16 protein-coding genes are annotated in these 19,368 nt (G+C 70.1%); 4 read left to right on the top strand and 12 right to left on the bottom strand.

Annotated features, from left to right (window positions below; genetic code table 11):
- Positions 1-224: 224 nt before the first annotated feature.
- On the top strand, positions 225-431 hold the full coding sequence (locus VF584_02195; protein HEX8208971.1) for a hypothetical protein: 207 nt from the start codon (positions 225-227) through the stop codon (positions 429-431).
- A 72-nt stretch (positions 432-503) separates the two neighbouring features.
- Here the strand turns inward: VF584_02195 and VF584_02190 are convergent, their stop codons facing one another.
- Positions 504-1,520 (bottom strand): bifunctional oligoribonuclease/PAP phosphatase NrnA, encoded by a 1,017-nt coding sequence (locus tag VF584_02190; protein HEX8208970.1) that lies wholly within the window; start codon positions 1,518-1,520, stop codon positions 504-506.
- Between the two features lie 252 nt (positions 1,521-1,772).
- Here VF584_02190 and VF584_02185 point away from each other — a divergent pair, with 252 nt between their 5' ends.
- Together VF584_02185 and VF584_02180 are read left to right on the top strand one after the other, a co-directional pair.
- The gene (locus VF584_02185) at positions 1,773-3,371 is read left to right on the top strand and encodes an amino acid permease (protein ID HEX8208969.1); all 1,599 of its coding nucleotides are present in this window, start codon (positions 1,773-1,775) and stop codon (positions 3,369-3,371) included.
- Positions 3,372-3,567: 196 nt separating this feature from the next.
- Positions 3,568-5,775, top strand: coding sequence for a sodium-translocating pyrophosphatase (locus VF584_02180; GenBank protein HEX8208968.1), 2,208 nt, complete (start codon positions 3,568-3,570; stop codon positions 5,773-5,775).
- Between the two features lie 326 nt (positions 5,776-6,101).
- Here the strand turns inward: VF584_02180 and VF584_02175 are convergent, their stop codons facing one another.
- The 5 genes from VF584_02175 to hemL all read right to left on the bottom strand — a co-directional run bounded on the left by VF584_02175 (position 6,102) and on the right by hemL (position 11,063).
- Positions 6,102-6,527: a ferritin-like domain-containing protein gene (locus VF584_02175; GenBank protein ID HEX8208967.1), complete on the bottom strand. Its 426-nt coding sequence runs from the start codon at positions 6,525-6,527 to the stop codon at positions 6,102-6,104.
- A 104-nt stretch (positions 6,528-6,631) separates the two neighbouring features.
- Positions 6,632-7,642, bottom strand: coding sequence for a Gfo/Idh/MocA family oxidoreductase (locus tag VF584_02170; GenBank protein ID HEX8208966.1), 1,011 nt, complete (start codon positions 7,640-7,642; stop codon positions 6,632-6,634).
- Positions 7,639-8,292, bottom strand: coding sequence for a hypothetical protein (locus VF584_02165; protein ID HEX8208965.1), 654 nt, complete (start codon positions 8,290-8,292; stop codon positions 7,639-7,641). Before VF584_02165 ends, VF584_02170 begins: the two co-directional genes overlap by 4 nt.
- A gap of 154 nt (positions 8,293-8,446) precedes the next feature.
- Positions 8,447-9,754: a SpoIID/LytB domain-containing protein gene (locus tag VF584_02160; protein HEX8208964.1), complete on the bottom strand. Its 1,308-nt coding sequence runs from the start codon at positions 9,752-9,754 to the stop codon at positions 8,447-8,449.
- The gene (hemL, locus tag VF584_02155) at positions 9,738-11,063 is read right to left on the bottom strand and encodes a glutamate-1-semialdehyde 2,1-aminomutase (protein ID HEX8208963.1); all 1,326 of its coding nucleotides are present in this window, start codon (positions 11,061-11,063) and stop codon (positions 9,738-9,740) included. The genes VF584_02160 and hemL overlap by 17 nt, the downstream gene beginning before the upstream one ends.
- A 25-nt stretch (positions 11,064-11,088) precedes the next feature.
- Between hemL and VF584_02150 the strand changes: the two genes are divergently transcribed.
- The gene (locus VF584_02150; protein ID HEX8208962.1) at positions 11,089-11,247 is read left to right on the top strand and encodes a hypothetical protein; all 159 of its coding nucleotides are present in this window, start codon (positions 11,089-11,091) and stop codon (positions 11,245-11,247) included.
- Positions 11,248-11,313: 66 nt separating this feature from the next.
- Here the strand turns inward: VF584_02150 and VF584_02145 are convergent, their stop codons facing one another.
- The 6 genes from VF584_02145 to VF584_02120 form a co-directional block, all read right to left on the bottom strand.
- Complete coding sequence (locus VF584_02145; GenBank protein ID HEX8208961.1) at positions 11,314-11,817, bottom strand: YajQ family cyclic di-GMP-binding protein; 504 nt, start codon at positions 11,815-11,817, stop codon at positions 11,314-11,316.
- Positions 11,818-12,038: 221 nt separating this feature from the next.
- The gene (gene lolA, locus VF584_02140) at positions 12,039-12,932 is read right to left on the bottom strand and encodes an outer membrane lipoprotein chaperone LolA (GenBank protein HEX8208960.1); all 894 of its coding nucleotides are present in this window, start codon (positions 12,930-12,932) and stop codon (positions 12,039-12,041) included.
- Between the two features lie 289 nt (positions 12,933-13,221).
- Complete coding sequence (locus VF584_02135; GenBank protein HEX8208959.1) at positions 13,222-15,624, bottom strand: DNA translocase FtsK; 2,403 nt, start codon at positions 15,622-15,624, stop codon at positions 13,222-13,224.
- Between the two features lie 465 nt (positions 15,625-16,089).
- Complete coding sequence (locus VF584_02130; GenBank protein ID HEX8208958.1) at positions 16,090-16,824, bottom strand: 2-phosphosulfolactate phosphatase; 735 nt, start codon at positions 16,822-16,824, stop codon at positions 16,090-16,092.
- Between the two features lies 1 nt (position 16,825).
- Complete coding sequence (gene accC / locus VF584_02125; protein ID HEX8208957.1) at positions 16,826-18,178, bottom strand: acetyl-CoA carboxylase biotin carboxylase subunit; 1,353 nt, start codon at positions 18,176-18,178, stop codon at positions 16,826-16,828.
- 13 nt (positions 18,179-18,191) lie between these two features.
- Complete coding sequence (locus VF584_02120; protein ID HEX8208956.1) at positions 18,192-19,367, bottom strand: type IV pilus twitching motility protein PilT; 1,176 nt, start codon at positions 19,365-19,367, stop codon at positions 18,192-18,194.
- Position 19,368: the final 1 nt, after the last annotated feature.

Raw genomic sequence — 19,368 nt, 5'->3', positions numbered from 1 at the left:
GGGGCGGCCCCTACAGGGTTGGTGCGGGGGGCGGGGGTCGAGGTGGGGCAAGGGAGGGCGCGATGAATCGCGCCCCTACGACCGGCGCGTTTCCCGATGTGGAGGCACCCGCGGATGGACGGGGGGGAGGGGTGGGAACCCGAAACTTCCCACGCTCCCCCACCGTACCGCACCTCGTCCCGGAAGAGGCCGGGTAACGCACGCACCTGGAAAGCGAGGACACGGTGAGAAATCCTGGCATTGCGGCTCTCCTGAGCTTCCTGATCCCCGGCATCGGGCAGATCTACAACGGCAAGTTCCTGCGCGGGCTCTTCTGGCTGATCGTGACGCCGGGGATGTGGATCGGCACCGGCGGGCTGCTGGGGTGGGTCTGCCACCTGATCGCCGCGTACACCGCGTACAACTACGCCAAGGCCCACCCCTACCGCTGATCCGGGGGGAGGGAAAGACGAAGGGGCGCCCCCGGCAGCGGGGGCGCCCCTTCGTCTTGCCGCGGGCATCGCTCAGCCGGCGCTGCGGGCGGCGGCCAGGACGGGAGGGGCGACCTCGTCGATGCCGCCGGGGATCAGCGCGCCGGCGGCCTTTACGTGCCCGCCCCCGCCGAAGCGCCGGGCCAGGCGGTTGACGTCCGCCGCGCCGTTGGAGCGGAAGGAGACTTTGGTGTCGCCCTCGCCCGTCTCGCGGAAGAGCATCGCCACCTCGGTGCCCTCGATGGAGCGCACGTGCTCGATGAGGCCGTCGAAGTCCTCGCCCGTGGCGCCCAGGCGCGTGGCGGTGTCGGCACGCACCGTCATCCAGGCGATGCGCGCCTCAGGGTCGGTGCGCAGGGTGGCCAGGGCCTCGCGCAGCAGCTCCAGGCGGCGCAGCGGCGCGGTGGCGAACATGCGGCGGTACACCACCTCCGTGTCGATGCCGCGGCCCAGGAGCTCCGCGGCGACGGCGTGGATGCGCGGGGTGGTGTTGGAGTAGCGAAAGGAGCCGGTGTCGCTCACGATCGCCACGTACGCCCCCAGCGCCGAGGCGTGCGGCACGGCGTCGCCCGCCAGCGTGATCAGGTCGTACACCATCTCGCCGGTGGCGCCGGCGGAGGGGTCCTGAACGGCGGTGTCGCCCACCACCTCGCTGCCGGCCGGGTGATGGTCCACCACCAGGGTGCGGTCCGGCGGGAGTCGCTCGGCCAGGGCGCCCACGCGCGGCGGCTCCGAGGTGTCCAGCACGACGAACAGGTCGGCTTCGGCCAGGGCGGCCTCGCCCTCCGGCGTCCCCATCTCCGCCACCACGTCCTGCCGGTGCAGGCAGAAGCGGAAGAGGTCCGGGAAGGGGGTGGGGTTGACGATGGCCACCTCGATGCCGCGCGACTCCAGCCAGGCCGCGAGGGCCGCCTGCGAGCCGCTGCCGTCGCCGTCCGCGCCCACGTGGGTCACCAGCACCACGCGGCGGGCCGCGAGGAGGCGCTGGAGGACGCGCCGCAGCGGGAATGCGCGCGATTCGGGAACGGCGAGGAGGTCGTGGCTCGGCATCAGCGGCGGGCGCAGGGCGTACGCGGGGCGGGATCGCCCCCGGTGCAGCGCGTGGATGGTACGCCCCCGCGCGGCCCGCCGCAACCGTCGCGGCGTACATGTTGGGCGCAAAGAGCCGAACGAGCGCTTGACCGGCGCCACACGGGCGTTACATTGCGCGAAACCCAGAGTAGCTCCACTCGCGCCCCGTGGTCCCGGCGCGCCTGTATCCATCCCCACCGCGGACGCGGTTCCGCCCAGACCGGAGCAGCCATGAACTATTTCGCCCGCAAGAACATCGACCAGTTGCAGGCGGACGCAACCGCGGAGGGCGAGCACGCGCTGAAACGCGAGCTGGGACCGCTGAACCTGGTCTCGCTGGGGATCGGGGCGATCATCGGAACCGGTATCTTCGTGCTCACCGGGACCGCGGCCGCACAGCATGCCGGGCCCGCCATCGTGCTGGCGTTCGTCTTCGCGGGGATCGCGTGCGTCTTCGCCGGCCTGTGCTACGCAGAGTTCGCGGCCATGATCCCCATCGCCGGCTCCGCGTACACCTACGGGTACGCCACGCTGGGCGAGCTGATCGCGTGGATCATCGGGTGGGACCTGATCCTGGAGTACCTGTTCGGAGCGGCGACGGTGGCGGCGGGGTGGTCGGGGTACGTCAACTCCTTTTTGCGTGACCTGGGGGTCGTGCTCCCCCCCAGCCTCACCTCGCCTCCGGGAGAGCTGGTGCAGGCGCCCGGCTCCGAGACGTGGGTGCGCAAGACGGCGGCGCTGGCCGAGTCGCTCTCCAAGCAGGGGGTGGACATCAACACCCTGCCGCAGGCGAACGGCGGCTTCAACGCCATCGCGGCGATCGGCATCTTCGCGGTGACGGTGCTGCTGGTGGTGGGGATCAAGGAGTCGGCCCGCTTCAACAACGCGGCGGTGCTCATCAAGCTGGGCGTGGTGACGGCGTTCATCCTGGCGGGCGGCTACTACGTGCTCACGCACTGGGGCCAGACGGTGGACCACTGGACGCCCTTCATCCCGGCCAGCACCGGCCCGGGGACGTACGGCTTCAACGGCATCATCGCGGCGGGCGGCGTCATCTTCTTCGCCTACATCGGCTTCGACGCGGTGTCCACCACGGCGCAGGAAGCAAAGAATCCCCAGCGGGACATGCCCATCGGCATCCTGGGGTCGCTGATCATCTGCACCGTGCTGTACATCCTGGTGTCGGGGATCATGACGGGGATCGTGGAGTACCCGCGCCTCAATGTGGGCGAGCCGATCGCCGTGGCCATCGACGCGACGGGGTACACCTGGCTGGCGCCGTGGATCAAGATCGGCGCGATCGCCGGTCTCTCGTCGGTGATGCTGGTGATGCTCATGAGCCAGCCGCGCATCTTCTACACGATGTCGCGCGACGGCCTCCTTCCGCCGCTGTTCAGCCGCCTTCACCCGCGCTTCCGCACGCCCCACATCAGCAGCATGCTGGTGGGCACCGTGTGCGCGCTGCTGGCCGGCTTCTTCGACGTATCGGAGCTGGGCCACCTGGTGTCGATCGGCACGCTGCTGGCCTTCTGCATCGTGTGCGGCGGCGTGTGGTACCTGCGCGTGAAGGAGCCCAACCGCCCGCGCCCGTTCAAGACGCCGTTCGTGCCGCTCTTCCCCATCCTGGGGATCGCGTCGTGCCTGTACCTGATGACGGGGCTGCCGACCGAGGCGTGGACGCGGCTCTTCATCTGGCTGGCGATCGGGATGCTGATCTACTTCCTGTACGGCCGCAGGCACAGCGTGGTGCAGCTGACGGGCGACGAGGCCCACGGCGGGCTGCAGGAGCCCCCGCGCCCCACGTACACGGACGACAAGGACGGCGTCTGAGCCGTTCGTGACACGTTGAAGGCGGGCCGGGCGCGGAGTTTCCGTGCCCGGCCCGCTTGCGCTTCCGGCTTCTTTCAGCCATCCTATCGCGCGCGTCACGGCGCCCGCGCTGTGCGCCCCCTCCCCTGCCCCACGGCGGCCGGACGGGTGTGCAAGCGGGCGCGTCCTTTTTTTCAGTAGCCCCAACACCGTTCACATGCATCCGATCGCATACGCTGTCCCCGCCCTTGGGGTGCTGGCCCTGGTCTACACCTTTGTGATGTCCGGCTGGGTGTCGAAGCAGGACGCCGGCAACGAGCGCATGAGCACCATCGCCGGGTACATCGCCGACGGCGCCCGCGCGTTCCTGAACGCGGAGTACCGCGTGCTGGCGATGTTCGCGGTGATCGCCTCGCTCTTCCTCGGCTACCTGAGCTTCGCCGACGAGCGGTCGCACCCGCTGATCATCGCCGCGTTCCTGATCGGCGCCCTCTTCTCGGCCGTCGCCGGGCGCATCGGGATGATCATCGCCACCAAGGCCAACGTGCGCACGGCGCAGGCGGCGCGCACCAGCCTGTCCAAGGCGCTCGACGTGTCGTTCGCGGGCGGCTCGGTGATGGGGATGGGCGTCGCGGGCCTGGCGGTGCTGGGCCTGGGCGGCCTCTTCATCGCCTTCTACGGCTTCTTCGTGGACGGCGCCTCGCCCAACGGCTTCGAGATGGAGCGGGCGCTGGAGGTGCTGACCGGCTTTTCGCTGGGCGCCGAGAGCATCGCGCTCTTTGCCCGCGTGGGCGGCGGCATCTACACCAAGGCGGCCGACGTGGGCGCCGACCTGGTGGGCAAGGTGGAAGCCGGCATCCCCGAGGACGACCCGCGCAACCCCGCCACCATCGCGGACAACGTGGGCGACAACGTGGGCGACGTGGCCGGGATGGGCGCGGACCTCTTCGGCTCGTACGTGGCCACGATCCTGGCGACGATGGTGCTGGGCCGCGAGGTGGTGGCCCGCGGCGACAACTTCGGCGGGATGAGCCCCATCCTGCTGCCGATGGTGATCGCGGGGCTGGGGATCGTCTTCTCGCTGGTCGGCATCCTGCTGGTGCGCATCAAGGAGGGCGGCGACGTGCAGGCCGCGCTCAACCGCGGCAACTACGTGTCGATCCTGCTCACGGCCGTCGGCTCGTACTTCCTGATCGTCTGGATGCTCCCGGACACGATGCGGATGGGCCGTACCGGCTCGCAGGAGTTCAGTCCGATGGGGGTGTTCGGCGCGGTGGCGGTGGGGCTGGCGGTGGGCGCGCTGATGAGCATGATCACCGAGTACTACACGGCGATGGGCAAGCGCCCGGTGAACACCATCGTCCAGGGGTCGGCCACCGGCCACGCCACCAACGTGATCAGCGGGCTCGCGATGGGGATGGAGTCCACCGCGCTCCCCATCCTCGTACTCGCCGCGGGCATCATCGGCTCGTACGAGTTCGCGGGGCTGTACGGCGTGGCGATCGCCGCGGCGGGGATGATGGCGACGACGGCGATGCAGCTTGCCATCGACGCCTTCGGCCCCATCGCGGACAACGCGGGCGGCATCGCGGAGATGAGCGAGCTTCCCGCCGAGGTGCGGCAGCGCACCGACATCCTGGACGCGGTCGGCAACACCACCGCGGCCACCGGCAAGGGCTTCGCCATCGCCTCGGCGGCGCTGACCTCGCTGGCGCTCTTTGCGGCGTTCATGGGGATCTCGGGGATCGAGGTCATCGACATCTCCAACGCGCGGGTGCTGGGCGGCCTTTTCGTGGGTGCGATGATCCCCTTCATCTTCTCGTCGCTGGCGATCGCCGCGGTGGGGCGCGCGGCGATGGCGATGGTGCAGGAGGTCCGCCGCCAGTTCCGCGAGATCCCGGGGATCCTGGAGGGCACGGGGATGCCGGAGTACGGCCGCTGCGTCGCCATCTCCACCAATGCCGCCATCCGCGAGATGATGCTGCCGGGCGCCATCGCCCTGATCGTGCCGGTGATCGTGGGCTTCGCCATGGGGCCCCAGGTGCTGGGCGGGCTGCTGGCGGGGGTGACGGTGTCGGGCGTGCTTATGGCGATGTTCCAGTCCAACGCCGGCGGCGCGTGGGACAACGCCAAGAAGTCGTTTGAAAAGGGCGCCATGATCGACGGCGCGCTGGTCTACAAGGGTTCGGACGCGCACAAGGCCGCCGTGACCGGCGACACCGTGGGCGACCCGTTCAAGGACACCTCCGGCCCGTCGATGAACATCCTGATCAAGCTGATGTCCATCATGTCGCTGGTGATCGCCCCGCACATCGCCGTGCGCACGCCCGGCGAGTCGCCGGTGCGCGAGCCCGAGGCGCGGGCGCCGGTGGAGGCGCCCGCGGTGGCTGCGGCGGCGCCTGCGGTTGCGGTGGTGGCGCGGTAGAGGGCCCCCTACCCCCAGCCCCAGGGACCCTCACCCCCGGCTCGTTACACTCGCCTGCCCCTCTCGCGATAACAGGAGAGGGCTGTGCCCTCTGTTATCGGGAGAGGGGGCGTATGTCGTTGCCAGGCGCGCAGATCTCGTAGGGGCGCGATTCATCGCGCCCGTGTCACGGGGCTGCACCGCAACCGGCGGCACTCGAGACCGCTTCAGCGGTCTTCCCGTGGTTCCAGTTGGGGGATTCATCCCCCGGGCGATCACGACCGCCAGAAAGAAGGGCGGCCCCACACCGGGGCCGCCCTTTCGTTCGTTCTGCCGGCGCGACGCGCCTACCGCCAGTCCATCAGCATGCGGCGGATGGTGTCGCGGTGGGTGCTCTCGTCCACGATCAGGTCCTCGAGCTGAATCTTGATGGCGATCTCGCCCACGGCCTCCGCTTGCTCGATGCGGCGGGTGTAACGCTCGATGGTGTCGACCTCGCCCTGCAGGGCGTTCTCCAGCATCTCACGGTTGTTCCTGGCCATCGGCACGGGCGCAGGCACCACCGTGGGCGTGCCACCGAGCGCGACGATCTTGTCGGCCAGAAGGGCGGCGTGGCCCAGCTCGTCCGGGATCTCAGCCTCAAAGAAATCGCGCAGCTCCTGCCGGTTGGGGCCCGTCACCAGCGCGGCGTAGGTCCGGTACAGGATCACGGCCTGGTATTCGGCCGCCAGGTCTTCGTTCAGCCCATCGATCAGCGCCTTCACATCCGACATTGTTCCTCCCACGGTAAGCGTTTGTGGTCCAGAGAGTCCTGAGTGCTAAGTGCTAAGTCCTGAACTCCTCACTTAGCACTTAGCACTCAGCACTTAGCACTTCCTTACGGCACCACCTCCCGGCGTTCCTCCGCTGATCGGTAAGCGGCTTCCACCAGCCTCAGGAGCTGCACGTGCTCGCGGGCGGACGAGTCCGGCGGCTGTTCGCCGCGCACCACCTCCACGAAGTGCTGCAGCTCGCTGCGGTACGAGGCGGTGAACAGGTTCTCGCGGCCCGGGGGGAGCTGCGGCGTAACCTCGGTGAGGCCCGTGGACATCTCGCGGTACACCGCCAGCGGCGAAAGCGACGCGGAGCCGGCCGAGCCGAGCACGTGCAGGAACTGGCGGTCGCGCGCGGAAAGCAGGTTCCAGCTCGCCTCCAGGTTGATCACGCGGTCGCCCTCCAGACGCAACAGGAGGGCCGCGGCATCCTCCACCTCGCTGCCGGCCGGGCGGTGCATCTGGGCCGAGATGCGCTCGGCTTTCGGGTGGTCAAGGATCCAGAGCGCCAGGTCGAGCATCTGGATGCCGAGGTCCATGAAGGCGCCGCCGCCCGCCGCCGCCTTGCTCTCGCGCCAGGTGCGGCCGCGCGGCTGCGCGCGGTTCAGCCACCCCGCCTTGAGGTAGAAGACGTCGCCCAGCTCGCCGCTCTGCACGAATGAGCGGATGGCGCGGGCATCGGCGCGGAAGCGCTGGTTCATCGCCACCTGCAGCCGCCCCTCGGCGCCCTCCTCGGCCAGCACCCGCTCCACTCCGGCGGCGGTGAGGGCGAGCGGCTTCTCGCACAGGACGAACTTCCCCGCGCGAAGCGCATCCACGACGTTTTCCTCGTGGCGGTTGCTGGGGGTGCAGACCACCACGGCGTCCACGGTGTCGTCGGCCAGGACTTCGTCGGTGTCGCGCGCGCCGCCCGCCACGCCGAAGCGCTCGGCGATGGTGCGGGCGGTGCGCGGGTCCTTGTCCGCGACGGCGGCCACTTCGACGCCGCGCATGCGCGTGAGGATGGGGAGATGCACCACCTGCGCGATGGCGCCCGCGCCCAGCACCGCCACGCGCACGTTGCCGCGCGGGGTCACGGGCGCACCTCCGCGGGCGCGCGGCGCTCGGGGAGGACGATGCTCCCGCCGATGCCCGCGCCGAACCAGTTGACGCCGCCGGCCAGCACGGCGCGCGCCTCGCCGTGGATGCGCAGGCGGCCGATGGGGAACTCCACGCCCGCCATGGCGTTGATCCCCGGTGTGATGGCGTCCAAGATCTCTTCCACGAAGGTGTTGTCGATGAAGTCGCCGCCGCCGTTCACCAGGTGGAGCCCGGCGCCCAGCCCCACGTAGGGCTGCACCCGGAGCGGCCCGCCCACCAGGTACCTCGCGTCCAGATCGATGGACAGGTCGCTGATGTCCACCTCGCCCAGGTCCAGCCCGGGGCACGGGGTGCCGCCCGCCTCGCACAGCTCCTCCACCCGCTGCCGCACGTGGCTGACCTCCTGATCGCGCAGCTCCGTGGCCCAGAAGGTCATCGAGGGCGACACCCGCACCCGCGGTGCCAGCCTTCCAAGGTACGCGTTCAGGTGGAGGCCCGTCGTGGCTTCGCTGCGCGCGGGTACCACCTGGTACAGCGACGCCCCGAACCCCTGGAACTCCAGCGCGCGCAGCCCGAACTGCTGGGCAGCCGCTGGGGCCGCGGCGAGCAGCGCGAGGGCGAGGGTGATGGGTGCGGCGCGAAGCATCGAGGAGTGCGTAAGTGCGTTAGTGCGTAGAACATCGCTGAACTGCATCTCACACGGAGACACAGAGAAACACAAAAAGAATCGGAGAACAACAAACCTGGTTTCCTTTGTGGCTTTCTGTTGTTCTCTGTGTCTCTGTGTGAACCGCTTTTCGTCAGTAGACCTTTCGGATTTCCGTTCCCGGGTAGTACGCGCGCAGGATGGTGCGGTAGTTCTGGCCGGCGCGGGCGCGGCCCATGGCGCCGACCTGGCACATCCCGATCCCGTGGCCCCAGCCGCCGCCCTCGATGACCGCGCCGCCGTCAGGGCTCATGCGGACGTCGAACTTGGAGGAGTTCAGGATGCCGCCGCGCATCGGCGTCAGGATCCAGCGCACGCGGTCCCGGCCGACGGTGAAGCGCCCGGCGTCCGTGTCGATGGCCATCGCGCGCACGCGGCCGGAGGGGGTGCGCGTGAGGACGCGCATGTCGGTCACGCGGGTGATGCGGCGCCCGCGCAGCGAGTCCGCGAGCGTCTTGTTGAGCGTGGAGACAAGCTGCGGACCCGTCCACCGCTCCGTCCAGGTGAAGCGCGAGGAGCTGCGGTCGTAGGCCTCGCCCGTCGCGGGGTTCACGTCCACCACCGAGACGAGGTACGGGATCGGACCCTCGTTCCACACCTCGTCGATGGCGGCGGTGCGGCCCGCGCAGGTCGAGTGGTAGTAGGCGACGATCGGCTGGCCGTTGTACTGCATCACCTCGCCGACCGTCCCAAGCACGGCCTCGGAGATCAGCGGCGTCTCGCCCGTTACGCCGCCGTACACCTGGTCCTCGACCGTCGCGTACACGTCGAAGCCCTGCGTGCTGCGGCGCCCGAGGTAGCGGACGGCGTAGGTGCGCGCGGCGACGGCCTGCGCCTTGGCGGCTTCCATGATGTCTGGCGTGACGCGCCCGAGCTCCTTCGGCACCACGCCGAGGAGGTAGCTCTCCATGTCCAGGCGGTTCACGAGCGTGATGCCGCCGCGCGGGCTCTGCTGCACCAGGAAGACGCCGCGGTACGGGTTGTTGCGCAGCCGCAGGATCCCCTCGGGCGCTTCGACGGTCAGCGGCGCGCGAAGTCCGGACTGCGTCTGCCCGCCGCTGGTGCGCAGGCTGATGCCGTCGGCGGCGGAGGAGAAGCGCACGGTCTCGCCCGAGTTCACCCGCGCCACCACGCGCCCATCCGCGGTGCGCACCATGAAGCGGTCGTCCGCGCCCACTTCGACGGATGCGCTGTCCACCACCAGCCCCACGCGCACCGGCGTCGCCAGCGTGGTGACGGCGTCGGGGACCCGGGCCGGGGGCGCCGGAGGCGCCAGCGGCGGTGCGGCCGGGGGCGCGGCGGGCGGGAGCGGCGCGGGGAGCGGACCGGGTGCGGCTGGGGGCGGAGCGCACGCGGCGGCGCCCAGCAGGAGCGCCGCGGCGGCGCTATGCCAGGGCTTCACGGAGCGCCTCGCGGGAACGGTGGATCGTCTCGTCGACATCGGAATCGGTGTGGGCTGTAGATAGGAAGCCGGCTTCGAAGGCGCTCGGCGCAAAGAAGACCCCGCGCCGCAGCATTCCGTGGTAGAACCGCTGGAAGAGCGCCACGTCGCTGGCTTTGGCGTCTTCGAACGAGCGGATGGGTCCAGCGGCAAGGAACACGCCCCACATCGAGCCCAGGCTCCCGCCCGACATCGGCACCCCCATCTCCGCGCCCACGCCGAGCAGCCCGTCCACCAGCCGCCGCGTGCGCCGCTCCAGCTCCGGGTACGGGTTCTCGTCGCGCAGGATGCGCAGCTGCGCCAGCCCGGCCGCCATCGCCAGCGGGTTGCCGCTGAGGGTGCCGGCCTGGTACACGGGGCCCACGGGCGCGATGTGGTCCATGATGTCGCGCCGCCCTCCGTACGCGCCAACGGGTAGGCCCGCGCCGATCACCTTCCCCAGCGTCGTGAGGTCGGGGCGGATGCCGAAGCGCTCCTGCGCGCCGCCGAGCGCCACGCGGAACCCCGTCATCACCTCGTCCAGCACCAGGAGCGAGCCGTCCGCCTCCGTCATGCGCCGCAGCCCCGGGAGGAAGTCGTCGTCAGGCGCGATGAAGCCGGCGTTCCCCACCACCGGCTCCACGATCACGCACGCGATCTGGCCCGGGAAGGCGCGGAATGCCTCCTCCACGGCCGCGAGGTCGTTGTAGGGCGCGGTCAGGGTGAGCTTCGACAGCTCGGCGGGGACGCCGGGGGAGTTGGGGAGGCCGAGCGTGGCGACGCCGGAGCCCGCCTTCACCAGGAAGGAGTCGCCGTGGCCGTGGTAGTTCCCCTCGAACTTCAGGATCATGTCGCGGCCCGTGGAGCCGCGGGCCAGGCGCACGGCGGACATCGTCGCCTCCGTGCCGCTGCTCACGAAGCGGAGGCGCTCCATCGACGGAAAAAACTCGCGCACCAGCTCCGCCAGCTCCACCTCGCCGGCGGTGGGCGCGCCGTACGACGTCCCCCGCCCCGCCGCATCGCACACGGCGGCGACGACGGCGGGGTGGGCGTGCCCCAGGATCAGCGGACCCCAGCTCAGCACGTAGTCGATGTACTCGTTCCCGTCCGCGTCCCACAGCCGCGACCCGGCGGCGCGCTCCACGAAGAACGGATCGCCCCCCACTCCGCGAAACGCGCGCACCGGCGAGTTGACCCCGCCCGGCGTCACATCCTGCGCGCGCGCAAAGAGCGCCGCCGACCGCGCACGGGCCGGGTTCTTGCCCTCGCCCCCCGAAACCGAATCCGACATTCAACCGACCTCAAGGATGGAGCGTATGACCAGGCGCCTCGCGTACGCCGTGCTGGCTCTCGCGCTCGTGGTAGCCCCGCTGGCCGCCTGCGACGACGGCATGGACGACCGCCGCGACGGCGCGGAAGAGAACGCCGGCCAGCAGCAGGCCCCCGCGGACACCGCAAAGGCGCCGGGGAGCTAACAGCAGTGCCTAGTGCCTAGTGCCTGCAGTCACTTGGCACTGAGCACTCGGCACTGGGCACTTTCTTCAAGACCGGAAATTCCCGAACGACAGCTCGATCCCGAAGTCCTCCTTCTTGAGCGCCGCAATCACCGACTGCAACTCGTCGATGGAGGGCGACGTCACGCGCACCTGCTCGTCCTGGATCTGCGCGCTGACCTTTTTGAAGCCGGCGGCCTTGATCGCCTTCACGATCTCCTTCCCCTTTTCGGTGGAGATCCCCTGCACCAGCGTGATCGTCTGCCGCGCCTTGCCGCCGAACGCCTCCTCGACTTCACCGTAGTCGAGGTTGCGCACGGGCACGCCGCGCTTGATCAGCTTGGTCTGGATGACGTCCACCAGCGCCTGCAGCTTGTACTCGTCGTCGGAGAGGAGGGTGAGCGTCCCGTCCTTTTTGCTGAACTCGATTTCGGCCGTGGAGCCCTTGAAGTCGAAGCGCTGCAGGATCTCCTTGCGCGCCTGGTTCAGGGCGTTGTCGACCTCCTGGAGGTCCACGGTCGAGCTGATGTCGAAGGTGGCCGTCTTTGCCATGGTCTCGGTCCGGGTGGATGGGGTCGGCGCCAATGTAGGCCGGCGGCCGGGGGCGGAGCAAGGCGGGTTGCCCTCACCCCCCGGCCCCCTCTCCGCCTTCCCGTGGTAGGGGCGCGATTCATCGCGCCCGCGCTCGCCCCCGCCACGAAGGCTGCCACCAACGACAAAGGCCCCGTGCCGGGGATTTCCGGTCGGGGCCTCCGTCATACGCCGTGCGCCGCTTACTGTTCGAACACCTGCGTGCCCTGCGGCGGCGTGAAGCTGAACAGGTTGTCCGGGATCGTGCCGTTGACGCGGATGTTGCGCAGCTCCACGCGGCGCACCGACTCGTTTTCCTCGGTCATCTCGAAGCGGCGGACGGTGTAGTCGTCCTTGTCCACCCAGATGCGCAGCACCTTGTACGGCGACGCCTGCCGCGGGACGAGCGTAAGCGCGTGGCTGTCGTGCCCGTCCACCACCTCGCTGCGGTTCAGCGTGGCGACGAAGCGCGCGGCCGCGTTGCCGATGAACTGCCGCTGGAGGTCCACCGCGCCGCCGCCCTTGGCGATGCTGGTGCGGATCACCTGCGTGCGGTCGGTGCTCGGGTAGTAGAGCCAGAAGTAGCGCCCGTCCGCCACCATCACGTCGCCGGCGGGCTGGGTGAAGCGCATCAGGAAGCGGTCCGGCTTGCGCTGGTACAGCTTGCCCGCGCTGTTCTGGTTCTGGTTGAGGAGCGGCACGCGCAGGCTCTGCACGAAGTCCGCCTCCAGCGTGCGGATCGCGTCCGCGCGCTGCTCGGTACGACGCAGGATCTCCGTCGCGTCGTCCGTGCTCGCGGCGGTCTGGCCGGCGGCCGGCTTGGCGCCCGGCTGCGCAGCCGGAGCAGTGCCGGCCTGCGCGGGAGCCGCCGACGGTGCACCGGGCTGAGTCACCGCACCGCCGCTCTGGGCCGTGCCCCCGCCGATGGAAGCCGCCGCCGTATCCGCGCCGGCTACCGGTGCCTCCGCGACGGCTGGCGTCTCCGCACGCGGACGCTGCGGCGCCACGCCCTGCGCGGGCGAATCGGCGGAGCTCTCCTGCCCGCCGCATGCCGCCAGCGCCACCAGCAGCACTCCAAAGGAAGCCGAACGAATCATCACCGATCTATCTCCCGAACGAGTTCGAATCGCGTACCGCAAGGTTATGCGTTGCGCTGAGTTACCCCGCCGGCACGCGCACCGTTCCGGTTCTTGGATGCGGGCTGCGCCGCGGCGGCCGGCACGGGCAGCTACTTGGGGCTGTCCCTACGAGGATTTGGTGTGCGGAGCACGGGTCGAGGTGGGGCAAGGGCGGGCGCGATGAATCGCGGCCCCACCACAGATCTCGAAGCCGAGTCCGCGAAGGCGGACTTTGTGCTGTTGTTGCAGCGAGTTCACTCGCCCCAGCCTATCCACCGCAGATCGAATCGATCTGCGTGAAGTCGACGAGCACGTCGCGCGGCTTGGAGCCGTCCGGGGGGCCGAGGACGCCGGCGAAGTGGAGCTGGTCGATGATGCGCGCGGCGCGGCCATAGCCGATGCGCAGGCGGCGCTGCAGCAGCGACGTGGAGCCGCCCTGGTGCTGGATGCACAGCTCGGCGGCTTCGCGGAAGAGCTTGTCGCGCTCCCCCACCGCCTCCTCCGGCTCCAGCTCGCCCGTGTCCTCGGAGGCGCGCACGACGTCCAGGATGTTCGCCTCGCCCGTGCCCTCGGCGAGCTCCAGGCCCGCGGCGAGCGCCTCCTCGCGGCGGATGCGCGCCTGCTCGCGGTACCACTTCATCACCTCTTCCGTCTCCTCCGTCGATAGGTACGCACCCTGGATGCGGATCAGCTCGCTGCTCCCCGGCGGCAGCATCAACATGTCGCCGTTGCCCAGCAGTGCGTCGGCGCCGTTGCCGTCCAGGATGGTGCGGCTGTCCACTTTGGACGAGACGCGGAAGGCGATGCGGCTGGGGAAGTTGGCCTTGATCAGCCCCGTGATGACGTTCACCGAGGGACGCTGCGTCGCCAGGATCAGGTGGATGCCGATGGCGCGAGCCTTCTGCGCCAGCAGCGCCAGCGGCTTCTCCACGTCGCCCTGCACCGTCATCATCAGGTCGGCCAGCTCGTCGATGATGACGACGATGTACGGGAGCGCGCCGCTCTTGTAGAGCCACCGGTCGGGATCACCCTCCTCCCCGTCGGCCTCGGGGGAGCGGATGACGACGCCGCTCTCCACGCGCTTGTTGAAGTCCTGCAGGTTGCGGACGCCGTTCACCGAGAGGAGCTCGTAGCGGCGCTCCATCTCCAGCACCGCCCACTTGAGGACCGCCGCGGCATCGTTGTTGTCCGTGACGACGGGGTGCCGCAGGTGGGGGAGGTCGTTGTACATGCTGAGCTCCACCATCTTCGGGTCCACCATCAGGAACCGGAGCGACTGCGGCGAGTGGCGGTAGATCAGCGAGGTGATGATGGTGTTGACGCACACCGACTTGCCGGAGCCCGTGGCGCCCGCGATCAGGAGGTGCGGCATCTTCGCCAGGTCCGCCACCATCGGCCGCCCGGCGATGTCCTTGCCCAGCGCCAGCGGGAGCGCCGCCTTGCTCGCGCGGAACTGCTGGCTCTCCACCACTTCGCGAAAGAACACCATCTCCGGCGTCGGATTGGGCACCTCCACGCCGACGGCGCCCTTGCCTGGGATGGGCGCTACGATGCGCACCGATGGCGCCTTGAGCGCCAGCGCCAGGTCCGCCTCCAGGTTCGCGATGCGCGCCACTTTAACGCCAGGCGCGGGCGAGACCTCGAACTGCGTGACCACGGGCCCGGTCGTCATCCCGACGATCTCGCCCTCGATCTTAAAGGTTGCGAGCTTGTCGATCAGCACCTTTCCCAGCTTGTCCAGCTCCTGCCGGTTGCGCTGGTCGTCGCGGAAGGGTGCGGCGGTGAGCAGGTCGGACGCCGGAAGATCGCCGGCCGTGGGATCGCCTGCGTCCTGGGGGATCAGCTCCGTCTGCTCGGCCGCGGTGGACCGGGCGACCGGCTTGGCGGCGGCTTTGGCCCTCGCGGCGGGCGCCTTCGTGGGCGGCGCCACGGCGACGGGGTGGTCGAGCACCGTCGCCTCCTCGTCGTCGTAGCTGGCGAAGGCGTCCTCGGGAAGGAAGTCGGCGTACTCCTCCTCCAGCTCAGCCCCGTCGATCTCCTGCTCCGTGTCCGGCATGCGGGCGCCGCGCGAGGGGATGAGGAGGCGCGGATCGGGGAGGCGCAGCGTGGGCGTTGGGATGGAGGTGGCGAGGGTGCGCGCGTGCCCCCATGCCAGCCGCCCGCCGCCGACCGCGGTGCGCAGCGGGTTCCACTTGAGCGTCGCCACGCACAGCCCGGCGAAGGCGAAGAAGAGTACGAGCGACGCGCCCACCGTCCCGATCAGCGACGCCATTCCCCACCCCGCCGCGGCGCCGGTCCACCCGGCCAGCAGCGGCGGCTGCGCCACGCGTCCGATTGCGACGGCGGCGGTGGCGGGCACCAGCAGCATCAGCCCCGTCGCCAGCACGCTCCAGCGCAGTGCGGAGGGCGCCTCCAGCTTGTCGAACGCGACCAGCCCCCACAGTCCCGCGAGCACCGGCAGCGCGACCGCCCCGACGCCCAGGAAGCCGAGGGTGCTGCGCGCGAGCCAGCTTCCCGCCACGCCGACCACGTTGCCGGTGGGAAAGAGCCGCATTCCGGTCGCGCCGAACAGGCCGACCGGGATCAATGAAAGCGCGAGCAGGAGCGCGAGGGCCAGAAGTCCGAGCCCCCACAGCTCGCGCCGCTGCCGGTCGTCGAGGGATAACTGCATGGAGTTCCTGCGGGTGGGGAAGTACGGAAAACGAAGTGCGTTAGTGCGTAAGTGCGCTGACCGATGCCGCCCCTTTCCTTTGTCATCCTGAGGGAGCCGCATCGCAAGGCTCCGCGGCGCACTGCGGGGCTCCTGCGGCGACCGAAGGATCTAGCCGGCGAGGCAAGAGGACAGCGCGATTTGACGGTCCCCTCGGCACGCGCAGTAGATCCTTCGCTCCGCGCCCGAAGTCTGGTGAACGGGCGAGGATGGAGTAGGCGCTTTGCTCAGGATGACGAGAATGGGGGGACGTGCACCGCCCTCTGCGTGAGTCCGCGCAGGCGGACTTCGTGTGGTTCCAGCGGCGAATTCATTCGCTCCTGGACCCCCACGGGATTGCGGTGTGCACGGCGGGGCGCGGAGCCGATTCGGGCGCGGGCGTGATGAATCACACCCCTACCACCAATCCGGCCGTCCCCAACGCACTCACGCACTTCCGTTCAACGTGATGCTGCGATCCTGGAGCACCGGGACCACGTCGCGGAGGTTGGTCTGGGCGCAGAAGGCGAGGTCGGCTTCCAGGCCAACGTCGGAGAGCTGGCGGCCGGCGGCGGTCTGGGCGAAGAGGACCGCCGCGTCGCCGTCCCAGGCGCGGCCCAGGGCCAGGGCCGCGCGGGCACCGTCGTTCATCGTCCACTCCGCGTCCGGGCCCGCTTCCAGCAGGGCGCCGATCATCCGGCCGGCGGTCACCGCGTCGTCCAGGCCGAAGCGGCCCTCGCGGGCCGAGCAGAGGAAGACGGGCTCGGCGCCGGTGCGCACCAGGTCCTCCACCACCGCGTCCAGGTTCAGCAGCGCGCCCACGATCACCCGCGCCGCCCCCGCCGCGGCCGCCATCGACGCCGTGCCGTTGGTGGTGGTCATCACCAGCGTCTTGCCGCCCACCCGCTCGGGGGTGAACTCGCCGGGCGAGTTCCCCAGGTCGAACCCCTCAATGGTGAGCCTGCGCCGCTCGCCGCACAGCAGCACCTCGTCGCGCCCCAGCGTGTTGGCAAGGCGGATCGCCTCCTCGATGGAGGTGACGGGGAAGATGGTGCGCGCACCCGACGCCATCGCCTCCACGATGGAAGACGAGGCGCGCAGCACGTCGATCACCACGACGGTGCGGCCTGCGACCTCGGCGGGGATGGCCTCGGCGGGGGTCATTAACACGTCCAGCCGCATGTCAGGCACCCGCGCGCTCCGCCATCCAACGCTCCAGGAACTTGGTGTCCACGTCGCCGGCCATGAAGCCGGGGTGGTCCATCACCTGGAGAAGGAAGGGGATGGTGGTATGCACCCCCTCGATCACGAAGCCGGCCAGCGAGTGCCTCATGCGCGCGATCGCCTCTTCGCGCGTGGAGGCGTGCACGATCAGCTTCGCCAGGAGCGAGTCGTAGTACGGCGGCACCCGGTACCCGGCGTACACGTGCGTGTCGATGCGCACGCCCGGGCCGCCCGGCGGGTGGAAGACCGAGATGGTGCCCGGCGACGGCGCGAAGTTGCGCGACGGGTCCTCGGCGTTGATGCGGCACTCGATGGCGTGGCCGCGCAGCTGGATCGGATAGTCCGGAATGGAGAGCGGGAGCCCCGCCGCGGCCCGGATCTGCTCCTTCACCAGGTCGAACCCCGTGCACACCTCGGTGACCGGGTGCTCCACCTGGATGCGCGTGTTCATCTCCATGAAGTAGAACGACCCGTCGTCGTTCAGCAGCATCTCGATGGTCCCCGCGCCCACGTAGTCGATCGCCTTGGCCCCGCGCACCGCCGCCTCGCCCATGCGCGCGCGCAGGTCGTCGTCCAGTGCCGGGGAGGGAGCCTCCTCCAGCAGCTTCTGGTGGCGGCGCTGGATGGAGCAGTCTCGCTCGCCCAGGTGGATGACGCGGCCGTGGCTGTCGCCCAGGATCTGGAACTCGATGTGGCGCGGGCGGGCCAGGTACTTCTCCACGTACACGGAGTCGTCGCCGAAGGCGGCCGCCGCTTCGTTCCTGGCCATGGTGAAGGAGCGCGCAAACTCGTCCGCGTCCAGCGCCACGCGCATCCCCTTCCCGCCCCCGCCGGCCGCCGCCTTGATGAGCACCGGAAAGCCGATCTCCTCCGCCTTCGCCAGCGCCTCGTCCACGTCGGCGATGGCGTCGGTGCCGGGGACGATGGGGACGCCCACCTCGCGCATGGTGCGGCGCGCGGTGGCCTTGTCGCCCATCATGCGGATCTGCTGCGGGGTGGGCCCGATGAAGGTCAGCTCGCTGCGCTCGCAGATCTCGCTGAACTCCGCGTTCTCGGCCAGGAAGCCGTAGCCGGGGTGGATTGCGTCCGCGCCCGTGATCTCCGCCGCGGCGATGATGCGGGGGATGTTGAGGTAGCTTTCGCGCGCGGGCGGCGGGCCGATGCACACGTCTTCGTCGGCGAAGCGCACGTGCAGCGACTCGCGGTCTGCCTCGGAGTAGACCGCTACGGTGCGGATCCCCAGCTCCTTGCAGGCGCGGATGACCCGCAGGGCGATCTCGCCGCGGTTCGCGATCAGGACTTTACGGAACACGTCTCTCGGGGATTTATCGGTCGGAACGGGGGGAGGCCGGCGGCCCGCCCCAGGTTTCCTGCTCGCCGCTCTCCACCCCGGAGGCGCGCAGCGCGAACTCCGAAGGGTTGGACGCGTAGTGCATCGCCCACTCGTACGTGATGGCGCCGCGGCGGTACAGCTCGAGCAGGCTCTGGTCGAACGTCTGCATCCCGTACTGCACGCGGCCGTCCGCGATCAGCTCGGGGATGCTCTGCGAATCGTCGCCCGTGCGGATGAGCTGCGAGATGGCGGCGGTGTTCACCATCACCTCGGCGGCGGGGACGCGCCCCGGCCCGTCCGCGCGCGGGATCAGCCGCAGCGACACGATGGCGCGCAGGGCGTTGGACAGCACCCCGCGGATCTCCGCGTGCTGGTGCGGCGGGAAGAACGAGATGATGCGGCCGATGGTCTGCGCCGCGTCCGTCGTGTGGAGGGTGCTCATCACCAGGTGCCCGGTGTCCGCCGCCTTGAGCACCGTCTCCATCGACGGGCGGTCGCGGATCTCGCCGAGCATGATGACGTCCGGGTCCTGCCGCAGCACGTGGCGCAGCGCGTCGTGGAAGGAGTGCGTGTCCGTCCCCACCTCGCGCTGGCTGATGATGGCCTTCGTGTCGCGATGGAGGAACTCGATGGGGTCCTCCACCGTGACGATGTTGACCGCGCGCCGCTCGTTGAGGTGGCGGATCATGGCGGCCAGCGTGGTGCTCTTGCCGCTCCCCGTCACCCCCGTCACCAGCACCAGCCCGCGGGGGAGGAGGGCGATCTGCTGCAGCGCCTCCGGCAGCTCCAGCGTGTCCAGCCCCGGCACTTCCATGGGGATGGCGCGAAAGGTCATCCCCAGCGTGCCGCGCTGGTGGAAGATGTTGGTGCGGAAGCGCCCCAGCCCGCTCACGCCGATGGCGAAGTCGATCTCCTTCTTCTCGGCGAACTCTTCGCGCTGGCGGGGGTTGAGCGTCTGCTCGGAGCAGCGCTTGAGGTCCTCCGGACGCAGCGTGGCGAGCGCCGTCTCCACCAGCTCGCCCTGCACGCGCAGCATGGGCGGGCGGCCGACCTTGAGGTGCAGGTCGGAGCCCTGGCGCCGCACCAGCTCGTCCAGCGCTTCGCGAAGTACGAACTCGCGCTGCGCCGGGCGTGGCGGCGTTTCCGCGCTGCGGACCGCTTCGGCCATG

The sequence above is a fragment of the Longimicrobium sp. genome (genome assembly GCA_036389135.1).
GTDB lineage: Bacteria > Gemmatimonadota > Gemmatimonadetes > Longimicrobiales > Longimicrobiaceae > Longimicrobium.
This window is presented reverse-complemented; position numbering and strand designations above follow the sequence as displayed.

Coding starts and splice junctions, on each gene's coding strand:
- VF584_02190 (HEX8208970.1), bottom strand. CDS start 1,520: ATGCCGAGCCACGACCTCCTCGCCGTTCCCGAATCGCGCGCATTCCCG.
- VF584_02185 (HEX8208969.1), top strand. CDS start 1,773: ATGAACTATTTCGCCCGCAAGAACATCGACCAGTTGCAGGCGGACGCA.
- VF584_02180 (HEX8208968.1), top strand. CDS start 3,568: ATGCATCCGATCGCATACGCTGTCCCCGCCCTTGGGGTGCTGGCCCTG.
- VF584_02175 (HEX8208967.1), bottom strand. CDS start 6,527: ATGTCGGATGTGAAGGCGCTGATCGATGGGCTGAACGAAGACCTGGCG.
- VF584_02165 (HEX8208965.1), bottom strand. CDS start 8,292: ATGCTTCGCGCCGCACCCATCACCCTCGCCCTCGCGCTGCTCGCCGCG.
- hemL (HEX8208963.1), bottom strand. CDS start 11,063: ATGTCGGATTCGGTTTCGGGGGGCGAGGGCAAGAACCCGGCCCGTGCG.
- VF584_02150 (HEX8208962.1), top strand. CDS start 11,089: ATGACCAGGCGCCTCGCGTACGCCGTGCTGGCTCTCGCGCTCGTGGTA.
- VF584_02145 (HEX8208961.1), bottom strand. CDS start 11,817: ATGGCAAAGACGGCCACCTTCGACATCAGCTCGACCGTGGACCTCCAG.
- lolA (HEX8208960.1), bottom strand. CDS start 12,932: ATGATTCGTTCGGCTTCCTTTGGAGTGCTGCTGGTGGCGCTGGCGGCA.
- VF584_02135 (HEX8208959.1), bottom strand. CDS start 15,624: ATGCAGTTATCCCTCGACGACCGGCAGCGGCGCGAGCTGTGGGGGCTC.
- VF584_02130 (HEX8208958.1), bottom strand. CDS start 16,824: ATGCGGCTGGACGTGTTAATGACCCCCGCCGAGGCCATCCCCGCCGAG.
- VF584_02120 (HEX8208956.1), bottom strand. CDS start 19,367: ATGGCCGAAGCGGTCCGCAGCGCGGAAACGCCGCCACGCCCGGCGCAG.